The following is a 19,997-nucleotide window of genomic DNA, read 5'->3' as shown; positions in this document are numbered from 1 at the left end:
TACAGCCCCGCGCCGCTGAGGGCAGGGGCCGCCAGGGGGTGTTTCGAAAGTCCCGCACAGCACCCACGGCGCCCGGCACGCACTCTCGCCGCACCGGCCGAAACCCCAAGCACGTCCAGTACGAGGGCTTTCGTCCGGCACGCCGAGAGCACGCACCGGACACCGCGGGCACCGCACAGGACTTTCGAAACACCCGCTAGCGCAGCCGGAGTGCCTTCATCGCCCGGAGGCAGCGGCTCATGAACTGGGCGTACTTCTCGTCGTCCATGCCGAGGGACGGGGCCATGGGCAGCAGGCGCTGCTGGGCGACCGTCTGGGCCTCCGTGTACTTGAGGATGCCCTCGGAGCCGTGGCGGCGGCCGAGGCCGGAGTCCTTCATGCCGCCCATGGGGGACTGGACGGAGCCGTACGCGGAGGCGTAGCCCTCGTTGACGTTGACCGTGCCGGCGCGGACGCGGGAGGCGACCTCGCGGCCGCGGCGGCCGTCCTTGGTCCAGACGGAGGCGTTGAGGCCGTACGCGGTGGAGTTGGCCTCCGCTATGGCCTCGTCCTCGTCCGTGAAGCGGTAGATGGAGACGACCGGGCCGAAGGTCTCCTCCGTGCACACGGACATGGGTTCCGTGACACCGTCGAGGATGGTCGGCTCGTAGAAGTAGGGGCCGATGTCGGGGCGGGCCACGCCGCCCGCGAGGACCTTCGCGCCCTTCTCCACGGCCTCGTCGACGTGGCGGGTGACGGTCTCCAGCTGGCGTTCGCCGACGAGGGAGCCCATGTCGGCGCCGTACGCGAGGGACGTGCCGAGGCGCATGGCCTTGGTGCGGGCGGCGAAGCGCTCCAGGAAGGCGTCGGCGATGGACTCGTGGACGTACAACCGCTCGATGGATATGCAGAGTTGGCCGGCGGAGGAGAAACAGGCGCGGACGGCGCCCGCCGCCGCCTTCTCGATGTCGGCGTCGGCGAGGACCAGCATCGCGTTCTTGCCGCCGAGTTCGAGAGAGACGCCGACGAGGCGGGCGGCCGCGCCCTGGGCGACCTCGCGGCCGGTGCGGGTGGAGCCGGTGAAGGAGACGTAGTCGGCGTGCTTGACGACCTCGGGGCCGATGACGGGTCCCTCGCCGAGGACGACCTGGAAGACGTCGGCGGGCAGGCCGGCCTCGATGAGCAGGTCGCGGGCCCACAGGGCGGTCAGGCAGGTCTCCGTGTCGGGCTTCATCACGACGGCGTTGCCCGCGACGAAGGCGGGGATCGCGTCGCCGACGGAGAGTTCGAGCGGGTAGTTCCAGGGCGCGATCTGGCCGATCACCCCACGCGGGTGGCGCAGTTCGGTGACCTTGGTGAGGGTCGGTACGGCGCCGGTGTGCCGTTTCGGCTTCAGGTAGAAGGGGGCCTTGCGGCCGTAGTGACGGGCGGCGACCGCGACGGCCTGGACCTCCTCGTGGGCGTGCAGGCGGGCCTTGCCCGTCTCCAGCTGGATGAGGTCGAGCACCTCGGCCTGGCGTTCGAGGACCAGGTCGTGGAAGCGGAGCAGGACGGCGGCGCGCTCCCGCACGGACCGCTGGGCCCAGACGGCCTGCGCGGCGCGGGCCGTCGCGTAGGCCCGCTCCACGTCCTCGGGGGTGGACTCCGGCAGGTCGGCGAGCTTCTCGCCGGTGAACGGCGTGTGGTTGGCGGTGCGGCCGGAGCCGACCACGCCCTTGGTGAGCTGGGCGACCAGTTCGGGGGTCACCACGTCGGCGGCCGTACGGGCGCCCTGCGGGGCTGCCGCGAGGGGGTTGGTGCCGGTCGTCCGTGCCGTGCCGGTCGTACCCGTGGTGGTCGTGCCGGTCTTTTCGGGGGCCTGCGAGTCCGTCATGACGCGCAGGGTATTCCGGACCGGACGACTTTGGGTACCCGGTGGTAACAGGGTTTCACCGGGCGCACACACCATGCCAGTGATCGCTGGCAACGAAGTCGCTGATCAGCGCGTCGGGCGGTGGCGTGCGGCCGCGAATGCGGCGTGGATCACGTCCGTGCGCGGCGGCTGCCTACGGTCCGATCTCCAGCCGTTCCCGCGCCCCTTTGAAGACGGCCGTCCCCTTCTTCTCGTCCGCCGTGCCCTTCGGCATGTCCACGCGCAGCTCGTACATCCGGTCGTCGTCGGTGCGCACGATCAGTTCCAGGACCCGGGTGGGAGTGCCGTCCAGAAAGTGGGTGGTGTCGGCGAGGACGGCCTCCTGGTCGTGGAAGCCCGTGTCGGTGTACTGGGCGGTCGACTTCACGTCGCCCGCCACGATGTCCGTTGCGTCCTTGGCCTGTTCCATGGGCGAGGCGGGCGCCCGGTCCCACTGCGTCAGCCGCACCCGGACGACCTTCTCGCCCTCGTAGGTGACCGTGCGGGGCCGCGCGTCGTCGCCGCCCTCCGCGCGGAGCCGTCGGTAGGAACCGGGGAGGGAGAGGACGGCGTCCATGGCCTCCTCGCGGTGGGCCACCCAGCGCGTGCCGGCCGTGGTGCCCGAAGTGCGGTCGGTGCTCGGGGACTCGACGCGGGCGTCCACCCACCCGACCGTTGGCTCGGCGACCTCGGTGACACCGCCGCCGGTGTCGAGCGCGACCCCGGCCCAGGCTCCCCCGGCGGTCAGCAGCAGCCCGACGGCGGCCAGAGCGACGGGACGACCGGCACGCGACCTGCGCCGGGGGCGCACGGCGCCGACCGGCCCGACTTCGGTGTCGGGCGCGTCATCGGACTTCTCACCCCGTGCGTCATCGGACTTCTCACCCCGTGCGTTCTCGGGCTTCGCACTGTGCACGGCCTCGGGCCTCGTACCTTGCACGGCCTCGGGTCTCGCACCCCGTGCGTTCTCCGGCTCCTCGCCCCGTATGTTCTGCGGCTTGCGCTGCTGCGGCCCGGCGGCACCCTGCGGCTTTTCGCCGAGCCGTAGCGTCCGCGTCGCCACGTCCTCGCTCGACTCGCGGAGCCCGGACGGCATCCGGAGGTCGGGCGTCCGGCCCTCCGCCACCTCATCAAGGAACCCGGCGGTCTCCTCGGCGTCCGGCCGGAGCGCCGGGTCCTTGGCCAGCAGGCGTACGAGCAGGGGGGCGAGGGGGCCCGCCCGCTCCGGCGCCGGTGGTTCGGCGGCGAGGATCGCGGCGAGCGTGGACTCCAGGGTGGTGCGGCGGAAGGGGGACCAGCCCTCGACGGCGGCGTACAGCAGGACGCCGAGCGACCAGAGGTCGGAGGGCGGGCCGGCGGCGCCGGGACCGGCCATTCGCTCGGGGGCGACGCATTCGAGCGACCCGACGAACTCCCCTGTCACGGTGAGCGATTCCTCGCCCTGGACGTGGGCGATGCCGAAGTCGGTGAGGACGACCTGGCCGTGCGGACCGAGGAGGACGTTGGCGGGTTTGACGTCCCGGTGCACGATGCCGACGCCGTGCGCGGCGTGCAGCGCGCCGACGACGGCGAGGCCGACGCGGGCTGCCTCGACGGGGGTGAGGACGCCACGCCGGAGCACCTCGTGCAGGGACTCGCCGCGGACCAGTTCCATGACGATCCACGGGGCCCCGTCCTCGACCACGACGTCGTGGATGGTGACGGCGGACGGGTGGTCGACGCGGGCGGCGGCGCGGGCCTCGCGGTAGAGCCGGTTGGCGGCCCGCCGACGGGCGTCCTGCTCAGTCCCGCCGGGCCCGGCGGGACTGCCCGAACGACCGGGGCCGTCCGGGCCATGCGGACCGTCCAAGCCATGCGGACCGTCCGGGCCATGCGGGCCGTTCAGGTCGTGCGAGCCGTAGGAGTCGCCAGGGAGCTTGGGCTGTTTGACGGCGACTTCGCGGTCGACGAGTTCGTCGACCGCCCTCCAGACGGTGCCCATGCCGCCCGATCCGACGCGTTCCGTGAGACGGTAGCGGCCGCCGACGAGACGACCGGTGGCCCGGTACGCCCGGACGCCGGACGGGAGTTCGTCGCGCGGATGTTCGCCGTCGTCGCTCATGCCCCATCAGTACCGTGCTAGGGCGGAGCTTGTCGACGCGGACCCGGTCGACCCACGTTTCTAGCGTCGGCGGTTCCACAACTCCTGTGCCCAGCCGTACCGTTCGCGGTGCTTGGGCAGCGCCGTACGGCCGACCGCAGCGGCGAGTTTGCGCAACCGGCGCCAGTCCAAGGGCGGTTTGGGCTCGGGGACGCCGGGGCGGTCGCGGGGCACGCGGACGCGCAGGGCTTTCGACGAGACCCGGCAGTGGACGGGGGTCGGCAGGACGAGGGCCTCGCCGTCGACGCCGACCTCGATCTCCGGCCGGTCGGCCTCGACGACGATCTCGTCGGCGACGAGGAGGCTGAGGCCGGGGGCGTTCGGACCGAGGACGAGTCCGGCGGCCTCGGCGGCGCTGTCGACGCGGACGCCGACGACACCGAGCACCCCGGCGTCGAGCCGTTCGCGGCGGCCGAGACCGACGAGGTCGTCGCTGCGGTAGACGTTGTTGCTGACGAGGACGGCCTGGGGCGCGTCGATGACGGCATCCCCGATGCGGGCGGTGAGCCGTGGGCCCCGCTGGTGCGTGAGCAGTTCGGGCAGCAGTTCCAGGGTGGTGCGGACCTTGTCGTCGCGGTAGGCGGGGCTCTGTACGACGGCCGCGTACGCGCCGAACGAGGCGTTGTTGACGAAGGGGTGGCCGCTGGCGTAGCCGAGGTCGACGTGGAGTTCGACGCCCTTGTCGGTGAGGGCGTCGAGGCAGGCGGCGGGGTTGTCGCGGTCGAGGCCGAGGTCCATGGCGAAGTGGTTGCGGGTGCCGGCGGAGATGACGAGCAGGGGGACGTCGTACGCGGCGGCGATGGCGGCGACCTGGGCCTGGGTGCCGTCGCCCCCGGCGACGCCGAGGAGGTCGGCGCCGTTCCTGACGGCGTCCCGGGCGAGGACGGCCACGTCCTCGTGGCGCGCGGGGTCGAGCAGGTGGACGGTGGCGCCGAGTCGTTCGGCGCGCTCCTTCAGCCGGAAGCGTTCGACCTTTCCGCCGCCGGACTTGGGGTTCATGATGAGGAAAGGGCGGGTGGGGCCGGGACGCGGTGTTCGGGGACGTGCACCTGATGGGACTTGGTGCTGCTGAGGGCGAACTTGCCGGACCAGACGGCGACGCTCCACAGGGCGGCGGAGACGATCACGACCCAGAGCAGGTTGACGACGGCGAACCACCAGACGACGCCGACCGGCGCGGCCACGGCCAGCACTCCCGCCGCGACGCGGGCGGGGCCGCGCCGGGTCAGTACCCACCAGAGGGCGGCCACGGTGAGGCCGGCGCCCAGCACGACACCGGCGACGAGGAGGAGGCTCGCCCCGCGGGCGTAGCCGAGGGGCAGCAGCACGGCGAGGACCGCGCAGCCCAGAGCGGCCCTGGCCGCCCAGCGTTGTCTCGCGTGCGCCCGTACGTCCAGGTGTTCGATGCCCACGCTCGCTCGCCCTTCGCGCCGATCATGCACTTGACACGGCATGTTAGGGGTTGCGGGCCGGGCAGAGCGACGGTTGCCGGAGGACGGAGACGAAGATCCGGTGGGCCACCGCCGAAGCGGTGACCCCCGGAGTGTCGCGTGTCGCGGACTAACCCGCTTTCACCCGCACGAGCCGGTGAAGTTTCGCCGCGCAGTGCGGAGCGAGGGGGACTTCGGCGCTGTCGATCCGATAGGCGCCCGCGTCGCGTTCGAGGACGAACAGCTCGCCCTCGGTCGCCTCGGCGCCCGGAAGCGCCGCGTCCATGAGCGCGAGACTCCCGTCGCTCTCCAGCACCGGGCCCTCGCGCCAGACGATGGAGTCGAGATCGACCTCGGAGGCGTGCGCGCGCATCTCGTCCTCGGAGTTCGCGTGCACCCACTGGACGATCAGAGAACGCGACTCCAGGACCGTGCTCGCCAGGGGTTCGTCCCCGAGGACCATCACGTTGCGGCCCGGCAGCAGGTAGGCCTCCGACCACCCGGCGTCCGTCCCCTCGATGACGAGATCGTAGTCACCCTCGTATCCCGTCCAGGTGGGGAGCAGCGACACCGGAGCCAGCAGGAAGGGACCACCGTCCGTCTCCAGCCATTCACGGCCCTCAGGAGCCCTGTGCGTCATAGAGCCCTTTCATCATCTGCAGGGCGTCCTGGTCCGGTTGCAACGGCGGCCGGTTGTAGGTCACTTCCAGGTGGGCGTTGCCGCAGAAGCGCTTCCAGTACGAGACGTCCGACTCGTTGGCGGCCTTGAGGCGGAACGTGGTGGTGTCCCAGCCCTTGGCGGCCGCCGTCCGGATGGTGCCGGTCACGCCGAAGCGCACGTTCTGGTTGGTCGAGGTGCACGAACCGGCCGTGTCGGTCGGCGACTTGGCGGTGATCGTGTCCTTCGAAGAGGGCTGGTTGGACCAGTTGGTCTTCGAGCTGATCGCGCTCGCGCCGGTGCTGTTGACGCGGGCCAGCTGCACCTCGCGCGCGGAGTCGCTGTAGAAGTGGACCAGCGTCACGGCGAACTGTGCCTCGACGATGTCCTTGCCCTCGAACGTCCCGGTCGGGATGGCGAAGAACTGCCGCTTCTTGTCGCTGCTGCTGGAGCAGCGGAACGAGACGTTGGACGGGCACAGGCCCACGCCCTCGTCGTCGCCGAACTTCCAGAAGGAGTCGGACGGGGAGTCGGAGGACACCATGGTCCAGCCGGTGCGGTTGGCGGTGCGGAACACGGGGTCGATGTAGACCGGGTACACCGTGTCGTCTCCGGTGAGCAGGTCCGCGTCGGGGGTGAGGGTGACGCTGTCGGAGTCGACGGCCACCGCCACGTCCTCGACGGTGGCGCCGTCGGGCGGTGTGATGTCCCCGCCGGGGGCCGCGGGGGCCTCGGCCGGTTCGCCCGTGCCGGTGTACTTCCTTCTCTCCATGCCGTCCGTCACCCGACCACGCCGAACGAGACGCCGTTGTCGGGCAGTCCGCCCGATCCCGGCTGGTACGTGGTGGCACCCGTGCTGGTGGTGCCGTCGAGGTCGGCCCACGTCAGAACGTGGAGGACCCCCTTGGTGGTGCCGGACGCCTTGCTGAAGGGCACCCCGACATAGAGGTTGTTCGCGCCGACGGTCCGCGACATGCCCAGGTGGTCCCGCCGGGTGGCGGTACCGGGCAGGCCCGAGCCGCGGGTGACCAGCCGGTCGGCCGCGCCGATCGTGACCAGTGGCCGGAAGACCTGGACGGCGCCCGCGTCGGTGACGGCGCCGACGTCCTCGTACGGCACCCCGACGACGAGGTCGGTGCAGCCGTCGCCGTCGGCGTCGTAGGTGGTGCGGGAGGTGCCGAAGCCGTCACCGGGCTCGGGCGCGGCGTTCATGCCGGGAGTGGCCTGCGAGATCTCGACGACCCCCTTGCCGCCGCCCAGGATCACCCGCACCAGGCCGGCGCCCTTGACGCCGCTCACCGTGGCGTTCGGGTCCGCGACGACCGTGTCGACGACGCTGTCGCCGTTGAAGTCGGTAGACGTGCCCGCCGTGCAGGTGGCCGCCGCTGCCACCCCGGCGACACTGGAGGGCAACAGCCCCGATGACATGACGACGGAAGCCAGCAGGGCCAACCCTGCTGTGCGTGTGCGTATTCGCACAACTCACCCCTGTATCCCCGTTGAGTGACCACAGCAACCCCCCTGGCCACATAAGGGGAAGCCAAAGGCGCACGTCGCCTACATGTCAACCCCCCTTTCCCCATGGCTCATCCACAGCCATGGAGATGTTTGCATATGTCATGCTCGACCCTCGCCAAGCCGTTCAGGCCGGAAATTTCCGGCCAACTCGTTTACCTCGATTGACGGTTGCTCGCGCGGGCCGCCTATAGTCCGGTTGCTCACGCAAGCAGGCCGTGTGGGCGCCCCCATGCCGTGGACGTTTCGGTCGGATCCCGTGGCCGGGGACGACGTCGCCTGCCGTCAGGTCACTCGAAGGGCAGGTAGCCGTGCGTCGGCTCTGGGGTTGTCTCATTCTTTGCGTTGCTGTCGTTGCCGCGCTGCTCGTCCACGACACCCGCACGAGCGAGGCGGCCGGCCGCAACGAGAGCTCCCACGCCTACGGTTCGCACCCCCGGCAGACCCTCGACGCCTACTGGAACACCGCTGGTGAGGACCGGGGCGGGGAGCAGCCGGGCATCGTGATCCTGCACGGCGGCCACTGGTACGAGGACACCGGCTGGGCCGGCTGGTCGCGCAGGTTCGCGGACGCCGGGTACGCCGTCTTCGCCGTCGACCACCGGCTGAATTTCGACGCCCCCTGGCCGGCCCAGCGGACCGACGCGCTGTCCGCCCTGGACTGGATCCGCGACCACGCCGCCGACTTCGACCTCGACCCCGACCGACTGGTCCTGCTGGGCTCCTCCTCGGGCGGTCAGATCGCCACGGCCGTCGCCACCTACCGCTCCGGCGCCTTCCGCGTCGACGGCGTGGTGGCGCTGTCCCCCGTGAACGACCCGTACCGCGCCTGGCGCGACGGCAACGCCGGTGACGCGACCGCCCGGCAGCGCAAACTGCGCGACAACGCCACGCTTCTGGCCCGCTGTCACCCCGACCCGTCGGACAACTCCGCCTCGGCGCACTCCGGTTGCCGGGACACCTGGGCGGACATGGTCGTCAGGAACCGTGCCTCCGGTGGCGACGACGCCCCCATGTTCCTGCTCCACTCCGAGGACGACTTCGTGCCCGTCCGGCACTCGCTCGACCTGGAGGCCGCCGAGGAGAACGCCCACAACATGCCCGCCAACGGGGTCACAGTGGAGACGGTGGCCGGTTCCTCGCACGGCGGAGCGCTGTTGAAGGAGCCGGGGGTCGCCGACCGGGTCCTGGGTTGGATCGCTGAGAGGACGCACTGAGCGCCATGAAGATCACCTTTCTGCTCCACAACGCGTACGCCATCGGCGGCACCGTCCGCTCGACGCTGAACCTCGCCGGAGCCCTGGCGGCCCGTCACGACGTGGAGGTGGTCTCCGTCTTACGCACCGAGGACCGCCCTCTGCTCGGGGTGAGCGGCAAGGTCCGCCTGGTCCCGCTCGTCGACGAGCGCCCCGACGCCGAGTCCTACGACGGCGGCCACGAGCTGATGTCCCGGCCCTCCGCCGTGGTGCCGCCCTCAGAGGTGCTCGCCCACCGCTACACCGCCCTCACCGACGAACGTCTGCGCGCCTTCCTCGACACCACCGACGCCGATGTCGTCGTCGCGACCCGCCCGGCGCTCGTGGTGGCCCTGGCCGGACACGGCGCCGTCGGCTCGCGCCGCCCACCCGTCGCGTCCGGCGCTTCCGGTACGACCGGCGCGTCCCGCCGGGGCCCGCTGCTCATCGGGCAGGAGCACCTGTCGTACGACAACCACGTGCCCGGCGTACGCGAGGCGCAGAACGCGGCGATCAAGCGTCTGCACGCCTTCGTCACCGTCTCCGCGCGGGACGCCGCCGACCACCGTCTGCACCTGCCCGGCCTGCGCACCCGCATCACCGACATCGCCAACGCCGCGCCCCGGCCCGAGGCCGAACCCTCCGACCTGCGCGCGCCGTTGGTGGTCGCCGCCGGGCGTCTGTTCCCGGTCAAGCGGTACGACCTGCTCATCGAGGCCTTCGCCAAGGTCGTCGCCGAACGCCCCGAGTGGCGGCTGCGGATCTACGGCAAGGGCCCGGAGCGCGCGGACCTGCGCGCCACGATCGACAGACTCGGGCTGGGCGACCACGTCTTCCTCATGGGCGCCCGGGCCACGCTGGAGACCGAGTGGGCGAAGGCCTCCGTCGCCGCCGTCAGCTCCGAGTGGGAGTCCTTCGGCATGACCATCCTGGAGGCCATGCACGCCGGTGTCCCCGTGGTGGCCACCGACTGTCCGCACGGCCCCGGTGAGATCGTCACCGACGGCACCGACGGCCTCCTCGTCACCCCGGGCGACCCGAACGCCCTGGCCACGGGCCTGCTCCGGCTCATCGACGACGCGGACTTACGGCAGCGCGTCGGCACCGCCGGCCGCACGACCGTCCAGCGGTACGCCCCCCGCACGATCGCCGCGGAGTACGAACAGCTGATCGCCGGCCTCCAGGAGGCCCGCACCCCGGCCCCGGTGAAACTGGGCCGCCGCTTACGCCGGGCACTGGGGTGGCTCCCTTCGACCCCGGCCGAGCAGCCCGGGGCGACCGAGCCGACGACCAGGAACGCGAAGGCCGGGGCGGCGAAACCCTTACGTCCGAAGGCCGGCTGCCGCGTCGACCGGCATGGCGGTGTGCGGATCGCCGTCGCCGCGTCCGGCGTGTCGGGGACGGGCCTGACGCTCGTACTGCGCCGACGCCACGCCGGCGACGAGGTGCGCGTCCCCCTGCGGCAGGACACGCCGGACGACCCCAGGAGCCCGTGGACCGCCGCACTGAGCCGCGACGAGCCGGCCCTCGCGGAGGGCCGCTGGGACCTGCACGTCGAGCGGGGCGGGGACGGAGCCCGCCGCCGCGTGCGGGCGGGACTGGTCGAGCAGCGGGGCCTGTTGACCGCCGAGCTCCCGGACCGGTCGCCGGTCGCCTGGAGGATCCCGTACGCCACCAAGGACGGCTACCTGGCGCTGCGCACCTTCCACCGCACCGCGCATTCCGAGGTCACCGCACTGCCCGTCGACGACGGGTCGCTCGCCGTCGAGGGCGTCCTGCACGGGGCCGTGCTCGGCGAGGGCGCGACGCTGGTGGGCGTCGCCCGGGGCGAGGACGTGGCGGACTTCGAGACACCGGCGACACGCGCGGAGGAGACGGGCGCGGAGGGGAGAGGCACGGAAGGCACAGGCCCGGAAGGGACACGCGCGACCGGGCGACCCGGATTCCGCGCGCGGCTGACATCCCTCCCGGACCCCGCCGGCCCGGACAAGGTGATCTGGGACCTGTTCCTGCGCCCCGCCCCCGACGCCGAACTCATCCGGCTCGGCCGGTTGTTCGACGACATCGTGGACCGCAAGGACACCGACAAGTACCCGGCGGTCACCATGACCACACCGAACGGATCCGTGCCACAGGCCCGCTTCTTCTTCACCGTCACCAACGACCTGGCCCTCGCGCTGTCATGAGGTCCACGCATCAGGGGCGGAGGCGCGTCTACATCGTGTCGATCTTCAGGTTCGCGATGACCGTACGGGCGATCTCGCGGCCCTGCCCGGTGAAGTGCCCCTTGCCCGGATAGTCGATCCACAGCCGGTACATGTCACCGTTGCCGGCCCGGTAGTACAGGACCCGCGCCTCCCGCAGACGCGGGTCCTGGCTGTCGGTGGTCGTGTACCGGATGGTGTTCTCGGCGGCCTCGTGGTCCTGGAACCGGGCCTCCTGCGGCCGCCCCTTGGGCGCGGGGTCGTAGGCGACGTCCAGCGAGTACTCGCCGTCCTTGACCAGCTCCCAGTCGGCGTACGCCCTGTCCAGCGCGACGCCCGGGATCTCGTTCTTCTTGTCGTCCTTCTTGATGTCCCGGTCGACGTTGATCCGGATCAGCCCGCTCGGGTCGCTGTACTGCGCGAACGTTCCGTCGGTCTCGTCCGGCTCGAACCGGTCCTTCACGAAGTCGCCGGGCACGCCCACGCTCGCGGCGACCTTCGTACCGAGGTCCCGCTGCTTCCAGCCGTCCGGCAGCGGCCCCGCGAAGGGGTCGGCGATCACCACGTAGGCCGTCACCGCCGCCGCTACGACCGCCGCGCCGACCCCGGCGAGGGTCTTGGCGCCGATCCTGATGCCCTTGGGCTCCCCCGCCCGGGTCCCGGCGGTCGTCCGGACCACCTGGGTGAGCACGGGGGCCGGCGGGTTCGCGGCCGTCTCCAGCAACTCGCGGACACGGGCGGCGCTCGGACGGCGCGCCGGGTCCTTCTGCAGCAGGCCGTTGATGGCCTCGGCGAGCGGACCGGTGGCCGAGGCGGGCGCCGCGGGCGTGGCGTTGAGCACGGACTGCAGCGTCGCGGGCGTGTTGCTGCGCCGGAAGGGCGACACGCCCTCCGTGGCGGCGTAGAGGACGACGCCGAGCGACCAGAGGTCCGAGGCGGGCCCGGGGCGCTGGCCGAGCACGCGCTCGGGGGCGATGTACTCGGGCGAGCCGACGAAGCCGCCGGTGTCCGTCAGATTGGTCTCGCCCTCGATCTGGGCGATACCGAAGTCGGTGAGGACGACCCGGTCGTGCCGGCCGAGGAGGACGTTGTCGGGCTTGACGTCCCGGTGCAGGATGCCCGCCGCGTGCGCGGCCTCCAGCGCGCCGAGCACGTCGAGGCCGATTCTCGCCGCCTCACGGGTGCCGAGGGTGCCCTCCTGCAGCGCGTCGCCCAGCGAGCGCCCCCGCACCAGCTCCATGACGATCCACGGCCGGTCGTCGACGACCGCCACGTCGTGCACGTTGACGACCGACGGATGATCGAGCCGGGCGGCCGCGCGGGCCTCGCGGCGCATCCGCTCGAAGGCGTTGGCCCGTTCACGCTCGGGAAGGTGGTCGGGTACGCGGGGCTCCTTGACGGCGACCTCCCGGTCCACCGTCTCGTCCTGCGCCCGCCACACCGTGCCCATACCGCCGTGCCCGAGCTTGGCGAGCAGCCGATAGCGACCGGCGATCAGCCGCCCGGTACCGGGATCCTGCGCGGCGGGCGCGGGTTGCGCCGCGTGCGAGGGCGGTACGGGCCTAGCCTCCTGCGCGTGCTGCGCCTGCTGGTGTGACTGCGGCTGCGCCTGCGGTTGTGACTGGGCCTGCGGTTGTGACTGCGGCGCCGAGGGCGGCGCGGGCCGGTCCGCGGCCCGGGTCGGCTGCGCGTACGGGTTCCCGGGGTACGGCGCGCTCGGCTGCGGCGGTTGCAGTCCGAAACTCGTCGGCTCGTCGGCTCCGTAGCCGGGCCCAGGCCCTGTTCCGTAAGGGGCGCCCCCGTTGCTGCTCATACGTTCATCTGTATCGCGGCAAGCGCTTCGGCAGCCAGCCCCGCCGCTTTCCGGTCACAGACCCGTGACGCGGAACACCACTTATCTCCGCATTAGTTACGTACGAACGTGTCCACCGCCACGTCGAAGTACTCCTTCGCCTCGCTCACCCTCCCGACCGGCGCCGACACCCACACGTCGTACAGCCGCCCGTCCCGCTCCCAGCACAGGTCGTACGTGTGCCGGGATCCCTCCGCCGCGCTGAAACCGTCCCAGGTGAACTCCCAGAGCGCGGCCGGCCGCCCGTCGTGCGTGGTCTCGGTGACCCGGCCGTCGCGGTAACCGGGGTTCGTGGAGGGCCCCTTCGCATGGGCGCGCCGCATCACCCCGGTGGGCCCGCCCTCCTCCGGGTCGTCGACCTTGACGCCGATCCGGACCACCTGCCCCGGCGACATGTAGAAGACCCGCTCCCCCTGCGGCTCCCGGGTGAAGTCGTCCGGCACCGCGAGGCTGAAGCCCCGCTGGTCCCGGGCGAGCCGGTACCCCGAGGGCACGGTCGGCGCGGTGGCCGCCCGGGAGCGTGTCACGGTGGGTGTGGCGTCGCCCGACGGACCGGCTGTGCCGCCGGGCCCCCCGGACCCGCCCGAGGAGCTCGACGCGCCCGGCGTGTGCGGAGTACCGGGCGAGCCGGACTGTCCCGACTCGCCCGCCGACCCGGGCTCCCCTCGCCTCCCGAATCCCCGGCCGTGCTCGACACGCCCGGGGTCCGCGGTGCCGAACTGCCGGGCGTGCCGCCCCCACCGCCCCTCGCGCATCAGCAGTGCCGCCGCCGAGACGCCGGCCCCGGCCATCGCCGCCACCAGCGCGGCCGCGACGAGCACGCTCCGCGTGTGTGGCGGGCGCCCCTCCCGGGCCGCTCCCCGGAGCCACCGCACCGGGTCCGCCCGGGTCCGAGGGCGACTGTCCGCCCCCAGCGGCCGTCACATCCTGGGCGGCAGCACCTGCGTGCCCCGCGCCACCGGCGGCGGCCGTACGCCGCGCGTCGCGGCCCGGCCGAGGCACGTCACGCCGCGTCGGGGTGTAACCGTGCGACGCCCTCGGGTTCTTGGTCGTCCGCGGTGTCCGGCCCGTCTCCCGGAACGCCCGCAGCAGCCGCTCGGCCTCCGCCGCGTCGAGCCGCAGGTCCGGATCACGCTCCAGCAGCCCCCGTACGACGGGAAGCAGCGGCGTGGCCTGCGCGGGCGGCCGGATCTCGTCGACGACGACCGCGTGCAGGATCCCGCCCAACGAGTCACGCCGGAACGGCGATTCCCCGCTGAGCACGGCGCACAGCAGCGCGCCCAGCGACCACAGGTCGGACTCCGGGCCGGTGCGGACCCCGGACATCCGCTCCGGGGCGGTGTACTCGGGCGAGCCGACGAAGGACCCGCTCTCGGTGAGCGTGGTCGCGCCTGCTACCTGGGCGATACCGAAGTCGGTGAGGACGACCCGGTCGGTGCCGGTCTCGATCAGGACGTTCGCGGGCTTGAGGTCCCGGTGCAGAACTCCGGCGTCGTGCGCCCGGCGCAACGCGCCCAGCAGGGCGATCCCGATCCGCGCCGCCTCCCGCGCGTCGACGGGCCCTCGCTCCTCGATCCGCTCCGCGAGCGAGCTGCCGTCGATCAACTCCATGACGATGTACGGGCGTTCGTCCTGCTCGACGACGTCGTGCACGACGATGATGTGCGGGTGCCCGAGCCGGGCGACCGCGCGTGCCTCCCGCAGGGTGCGCTCGCGCCGCTCCCGGGACCGGTCCTCGGGGAGCGAGTCGTCCAGGGGGAGTTCCTTGACCGCCACCTGCCGACCGAGGAGCTGGTCGGTGGCGCGCCACACGATCCCCATACCGCCGCGGCCGATCCTGGCCTCCAGCCGGTAACGCCCGGCTATGACACGGACGCTCTCCCCCTCGGTCCCCATGCGCCCCATCATGCCGCACCGGACCCGAACCCTCCGGTGCCGTGCGACGGGCTGGCCGACAAGCGCCGCACACACGTCTCACGAGCACCTTGCGAGCGGCGCGCGAAGACCGAGAGCCGGCGGATTCAGGGAAGGGAAGGGGCACTGGGCCGGAGCGGCCCCGCCCTCGACGCGCTTCCGAGGGCCCGCGCTGACACCGCCACAGAGACCACGCCGGGCACCTACGCAGAGCCCGCTCCGGCGCTTACGCGGGCCCCCGCCGCACTTCCGTGGGGCCCTCGTGCGACCCGTCAACAGCCGGGGGCTGGTGTTTCCGGGCGCGAGTGTCCGCGGGTCAGGAGGGAGCGCCCCCGGCAGACTCGCTCGGTCGTGCCCGGTGGGTCGGGCTCACCGCCCCGTCGGCCGCCAGCTGCGCAGCACCGCGTAGAACTGCTCCTCGGCCGCCTTCCAGTCCCCCGCCGGCGCGGACATGTAGATCGTGTACTCGACGCCGTCCCGGGAGAGGTACATCTGCTCGATCGCCCGGCGCGGCCCGGGGAACTCCGCGTCCTTCGCCGACGCGGTCCACGTGAAGTCCCACAGCGCGCCCGGCCGGTCGCGGAAGATGTTCTCCTCCAGGCGCACCTGCCGGTAGTCCGACCGCGTCCGCACCTGCTCCTCCAGGTCGAGCTGGTGGTGGTACGGGCTGTCGAAGTCCGGCGAGTCGTCCACGGCGACGCGGAGGAAGTGCTCACCGCCGTCGGGCGTGTAGTCGATCTGCGAGCCCTCGACCTGCCGCTTCCACCCCTTGGGCAGCGCGAGGCTGAAACCCTCCGGGTCCTCGACCCGCTCCCACCCCTCGGGCACCCCGTCGGCCGACTGGTCCCCGTCCTCCGACCCGCCCGAACCGTCCGATCCGGCAGAGGTGCCGCTCCCGGCCCACCATCCGTCCGCGTACTGCAGCGCGACGGCCCCGCCGCCACCGGCCAGCACGGCCAGCGCCAGCACGAGCGCGACCGTACGGCCCCGACGGCGCCGCTTGCCGCTGGACGCGACGGGCGCCCCGGCGGAACCCGGCTGATAGGCCCCCGCGACCGGGGCCCCGGGTCCTCCGAACCCACCGGACCCGTCGCCCCAGCCGACCTGGGCGCCGGTGGTGTACTCCCGCGCGGGCGCACCGTGCGCGCCCAGCCCGCCCGCCATTCGTTCCACTCGCCCCATGAACGTGCGCGCGCCCCGAGCCCTCATCCCCGGCAGCCGCACCCCCCGTCTGCTGCCGATGCTCCCGATCCTCCCCATGCTCCCGAGTCGCCAGATACGCCTGCGCCTCCCGGGGCCGCCGCCCCTCCGCCGCCTCGGCGAGCATCTGCTCGGCCTCGTCGGGGCCGGGCCGTACGGCCGGGTCCTTGCACAGCAGCGCGGCGATGACGGGCCCCAACGCCCCGGCGCCCGCCGGTTCCTCGGCCTCCTCGCTCACCACGGCCTGCATCGTGGTGAGCGGAGTGGTGCGCCGGAACGGCGACTTGCCCTCCACCGCCGTGTACAGGGTGGCGCCCAGGGACCACAGGTCGGAGGCGGGTCCGGGCTCGTGCCCGCGCACCCGCTCGGGGGCGATGTAGTCGACGGAACCGACGATCTCCCCGGTGCGGGTGATGGTGGTGTCGCCCTCGACCTGCGCGATACCGAAGTCGGTCAGCATGACCCGACCGTCCTCGGCGAGCAGCACGTTCCCCGGCTTCACGTCGCGGTGCAGCACACCGGCACGGTGGGCGGCCCGCAGCGCGCGCAGCACCCACACACCGATCCGCGCCGCCTCGCGCGCCTCCACGCTGCCCCGGTCCCGCACGGCGTCGGCCAGCGAGACACCCTCGACCAACTCCATGACGATCCACGGCCGGTTGTCGTGCTCCAGCACGTCGTGCACGGTGACGACGGCCGAGTGGTTGATCCGCGCCGCCGCGCGTGCCTCGGCCCGGGTCCGCCGCAACAGGATGGCCTGCTCGCTCTCCGAGACGTAGAGCGCGGCCGTCAACTCCTTGACCGCGACCGCCCGGTGCAGCACCTCATCGTGCGCACGCCAGACCCGTCCCATGCCACCGCTGCCGATGGTGTCGACGAGCCGGTAGCGCCCCGCGAGGAGCTGGCCCTGCATCTGATTCACGTTGCCCCGCAATGCTCTTGACAGGGTCAGAGTAGGGAGCGGCCCACGGCCCGGGGAACCGGCCGGGCCGCACAGAGACCGCACTGTGACGGTTCTCGCTTCCGCGAACGGAGCGCAACCTTCCGCCGCCTTGCCGAACAGCGACCTCGCCGAACTCAGCCGGTCGCCTTGTACGTGGCCGCTCAGCCGCTCGTCTTGTACGTGGCCGCTCAGCCGGTCGCCTTGTACGTGGCCGCCGCCTGCTCGTACAGCCGGGTCACCTCGTCCCGCTCCGCCTCCGGCCCGCGCACCTGCACTACGTGGTACCGCCCGTCGAGCAGGATCGCGAGGTTCCGTACGAAGACACCGCGTCCCTCGGCGTCCTGCCAGGTGAACTGCCCCTCGGCCGACGTCACCCCGCCCACCTCGACCAGCCGCATACCGGTGGAGGTGGCCCAGGTCGAGTCACGGAAGGGCTGCAACTCGCGCTCGCCCTCCCGCTGGTACTTCAGCGGATCGCCGCCGTACGTCGCCGTGCTGTCCCGTCCGGGGACGACGATCAGCTCGAAGCCGCCCTGGGAGTAGACGATCTGGCCGCGCGCGTTCTTGCCGGCGCGGTTCCAACCGGTGGCGACGGCGACCTGGAACCCCTCGGGGTCCTTGCGCAGCGTGAACCCCTGGGCGACCTCGGGGTCACCGGTCTGCGTCTGCGTGGACCCGGACGACTCCGAGGGTGAGGGGCTCGCGTCGCTCTGGCCCTCCTCGCCTCCGTCGGGCGAACTCGAGTTCTGACCGGGCCGGGAGTCACCGCTCGCCTCCGGCGCAGAACTCGGCTGCCCGACACTGTCCGTACGGCTGCCGGTGTCACTGCCCTGGCTGCTCGGCGTGGCCTTCGGCATGAACACCATGGCGTACGTGATGGCGGCGGCCAGCGCGAGCAGGATCAGCAGGAGCAGGTTCCGGCCCAGTTTGCGGGGCTGGGGCCGCCTGTCCTGGCGGCTGCGCTTGTGGCGGGCGTGCGCGCTGGTCGCGGGCAACCCGGCCCGTCGTCTGCGGACGAGTTCGCCGCGCCGCCGTACGATCGGCAGCCGGCTCGCGTCGACGGGCGGGGCGGGCACCACGTGCGTACCGGCCTCGGGTTCGGGCGCCGACCGCACCAGGGAGCGCAGCCAGCCGCGCAGTTCCTCGAAGTCCAGCCGCTCGGTGGGGTCCTGCCGCAGCAGCGACTCCACGACCGGCCGCAGCGGTCCGCACTCCTCGGCGAACGCGGGCGGCTCGGCGCACACCATCTGCACCAGCTCGGCGGTGTTCTCCTCCGGGTACGGCGCGTGTCCCTGAACGGCCCGGAACAGCAGCGCGCCGAGCGCCCACAGGTCCGTGGCCGGTCCGATCGGCGCGGCCAACTGCCAGTTCTCATGCACCGGTCCGGCCTGCTCCGGCGCCCATCGCTCCGTGACCGGCCCCACCACGGCCATCCGCGCCTGCCGCGCGCGCTCGGCGGCGAGCGCGGTCGCGGGGCCTCGCCGAGGCGCGGTTCCGGCCCCGGCACCGCCCCACGGAACGGCATCCGTCACACCCACGGGAACCGGCGCGCCGGGCACGGCGTCGGAGTTGGCCCCACCGACCGTCGCCCCGCCGACCGACCCACCACCGTACGGCGCGTCGCTGGGAGCCCCGCCGCCGTACGACGCCTCACCGGCCGCGCTTCCGCCGGAACCGTCGGGGCCGCCAGAGCCGCCGGGGCCACCGGACGTGCCATGGGTGCCGCGAATGCCGCTGTCGTGCGTCCCGCCCGCGCCCGCGCCGGGCGTGGTCGTCCCGCCGCGCGGCAGGGCGCCGTGCCAGGCGCTCGTGGCGCCGCCGTTCGCGAGGACGCCGTAGGGGTCGGCGATCTGGTGGAGCGGCACCGGGCGCGTCGTCGCGCCGGACGTCGGACCGCTGTCCGGTCCTGCCGCGGGTGCCCGGTCCTGCGGCGCCGGCCGCTGGGCGGGCAACCCCGTGCCCGGCCCGCCGCGTTGGTCGTCCTGCACACGGGCCGCGGCCCGCGCACCGGCCCGGTACGCCGCGATGGCACCCGCCCGCGCCGCGCGCGCGTCCCCGCCTGCCTCCAGCGCGCGCTGTCCTCCGGAGGGATCCGCCCCCGGGGCCGCGCTCCCGGCCGCCCGCGCCTCTATCGCGGCCCGCCGAGCGGCCTCGGGATCCTCGACCGCGCCCCCGGGGACACCGCCCCGGGCACCGCCGAACGTACCGCCGCCGCTCCCGGGCAGCGCGCCACCACGGGCCCCGGGAACACCGCCGGGCGGCACCGGGCCACGCCGTGTGTCCCGCACCCCGCCGGGCGGCACCGGGACCTGTCGTGGCCCCTGTCCCGCACCGGACCCGGCGGGCGCTCCCGCGCCACCGCCGGGTGCCGGGGGCGGCCTGTCCTCGTACTCCCGCGCGGGCACCGGGTCGTACCCGCACAGTGCCTCTTCCGCCGCCCCGGCGGCCAGCCCGGTCAGCATCACCCGGCCGTCGTCGCAGACCAGCACCGTACGGGCGGTGATGTTCCGGTGGACCCAGCCGTGCGCGTGCAGCGCCCGCAGCGCGGTGAGCACGTCGGCGGCGACCTCGGCCGCGCGGTACGGCGTCAGCGGCTGCTCGGCGAGGAGCGCCTCCAGCGTGCGGGCGGACACCAGTTCGCTCACTATCCACAACGAGCCGCCCTCGGCGAACACGTCGAAGACCTGGTCGAGCCGGGGATGGTCGGGGATCTGCGCGGCGGCCTGCGCGGCCTCGACGGCCCGCCGTACGGCGGGGTCGGCGGACCCACGCGTGGCCCGTCCGGCGCCCCGGCGCGCCCCGCCGTCCCGCGCGACGTACCCCTCGGGCAGACCGTCGGAGTCGAGCACCTCGGCCTCGACCACCTCGGGCAGCGGCACCTGCCGGACCAGGACTTCCTGCCCGCTGTAGGTGTCGAAGGCGCGTATCTCGGCGGCGGGTTCGTACTCGTCGGAGGGCGGCAGCGGCAGGCGATAGCGGTCGGCGAGCACCCGCCCCGCGTATGCGTCCACAATGCCCTCCCCCGACCGCCCGGTT

Annotated in this window: 10 protein-coding genes and 3 pseudogenes; 2 read left to right on the top strand and 11 right to left on the bottom strand. The window is 73.1% G+C overall.

Going from position 1 to position 19,997, the window contains the following annotated elements; all coding sequences use genetic code 11:
• Positions 1-196 precede the first annotated feature (196 nt).
• From E4N62_RS30440 to E4N62_RS30415, 6 genes and pseudogenes are all read right to left on the bottom strand, one after another.
• A complete protein-coding gene (locus tag E4N62_RS30440; protein WP_230219635.1) occupies positions 197-1,852 on the bottom strand; it encodes a succinic semialdehyde dehydrogenase in 1,656 nt (551 codons plus the stop codon).
• Positions 1,853-2,024: 172 nt separating this feature from the next.
• A complete protein-coding gene (locus E4N62_RS30435) occupies positions 2,025-3,971 on the bottom strand; it encodes a protein kinase (protein WP_230219634.1) in 1,947 nt (648 codons plus the stop codon).
• Between the two features lie 60 nt (positions 3,972-4,031).
• Positions 4,032-5,422: pseudogene (locus tag E4N62_RS30430) on the bottom strand (diacylglycerol kinase family protein).
• 148 nt (positions 5,423-5,570) lie between these two features.
• A complete protein-coding gene (locus tag E4N62_RS30425; RefSeq protein WP_230219633.1) occupies positions 5,571-6,080 on the bottom strand; it encodes an Imm21 family immunity protein in 510 nt (169 codons plus the stop codon).
• Positions 6,061-6,870, bottom strand: a complete 810-nt coding sequence (locus E4N62_RS30420; protein ID WP_230219632.1) for a DNRLRE domain-containing protein — start codon at positions 6,868-6,870, stop codon at positions 6,061-6,063. Before E4N62_RS30420 ends, E4N62_RS30425 begins: the two co-directional genes overlap by 20 nt.
• An 8-nt stretch (positions 6,871-6,878) precedes the next feature.
• Positions 6,879-7,511, bottom strand: coding sequence for an FG-GAP repeat protein (locus tag E4N62_RS30415; protein WP_230219631.1), 633 nt, complete (start codon positions 7,509-7,511; stop codon positions 6,879-6,881).
• 413 nt (positions 7,512-7,924) lie between these two features.
• Between E4N62_RS30415 and E4N62_RS30410 the strand changes: the two genes are divergently transcribed.
• Together E4N62_RS30410 and E4N62_RS30405 are read left to right on the top strand one after the other, a co-directional pair.
• The gene (locus E4N62_RS30410) at positions 7,925-8,830 is read left to right on the top strand and encodes an alpha/beta hydrolase (RefSeq protein WP_230219630.1); all 906 of its coding nucleotides are present in this window, start codon (positions 7,925-7,927) and stop codon (positions 8,828-8,830) included.
• A gap of 5 nt (positions 8,831-8,835) precedes the next feature.
• Complete coding sequence (locus E4N62_RS30405; RefSeq protein ID WP_230219629.1) at positions 8,836-11,034, top strand: glycosyltransferase family 4 protein; 2,199 nt, start codon at positions 8,836-8,838, stop codon at positions 11,032-11,034.
• Positions 11,035-11,062: 28 nt separating this feature from the next.
• Here E4N62_RS30405 and E4N62_RS30400 read toward each other — a convergent pair whose 3' ends face one another.
• The 5 genes and pseudogenes from E4N62_RS30400 to E4N62_RS30380 all read right to left on the bottom strand — a co-directional run bounded on the left by E4N62_RS30400 (position 11,063) and on the right by E4N62_RS30380 (position 19,972).
• Positions 11,063-12,865 (bottom strand): serine/threonine-protein kinase, encoded by a 1,803-nt coding sequence (locus E4N62_RS30400; RefSeq protein ID WP_230219628.1) that lies wholly within the window; start codon positions 12,863-12,865, stop codon positions 11,063-11,065.
• Positions 12,866-12,957: 92 nt separating this feature from the next.
• Entirely contained in the window at positions 12,958-13,725 is a 768-nt protein-coding gene (locus E4N62_RS48880) for a hypothetical protein (RefSeq protein ID WP_230220343.1), read from the bottom strand.
• 337 nt (positions 13,726-14,062) lie between these two features.
• A pseudogene (locus tag E4N62_RS48875) lies at positions 14,063-14,725 on the bottom strand (serine/threonine-protein kinase); the annotation flags it as partial.
• Positions 14,726-15,187: 462 nt separating this feature from the next.
• Positions 15,188-16,931: pseudogene (locus E4N62_RS30385) on the bottom strand (serine/threonine-protein kinase).
• A gap of 218 nt (positions 16,932-17,149) precedes the next feature.
• Positions 17,150-19,972, bottom strand: a complete 2,823-nt coding sequence (locus tag E4N62_RS30380) for a protein kinase (RefSeq protein ID WP_230219627.1) — start codon at positions 19,970-19,972, stop codon at positions 17,150-17,152.
• Between the last annotated feature and the right edge of the window lie 25 nt (positions 19,973-19,997).

Origin of the sequence: Streptomyces sp. MNU76, assembly GCF_020982545.1 — a bacterium.
Lineage (GTDB): Bacteria > Actinomycetota > Actinomycetes > Streptomycetales > Streptomycetaceae > Streptomyces.
The sequence above is the reverse complement of the archived record's forward strand: the minus strand, read 5'-3'. Positions and strand labels throughout refer to the sequence as shown.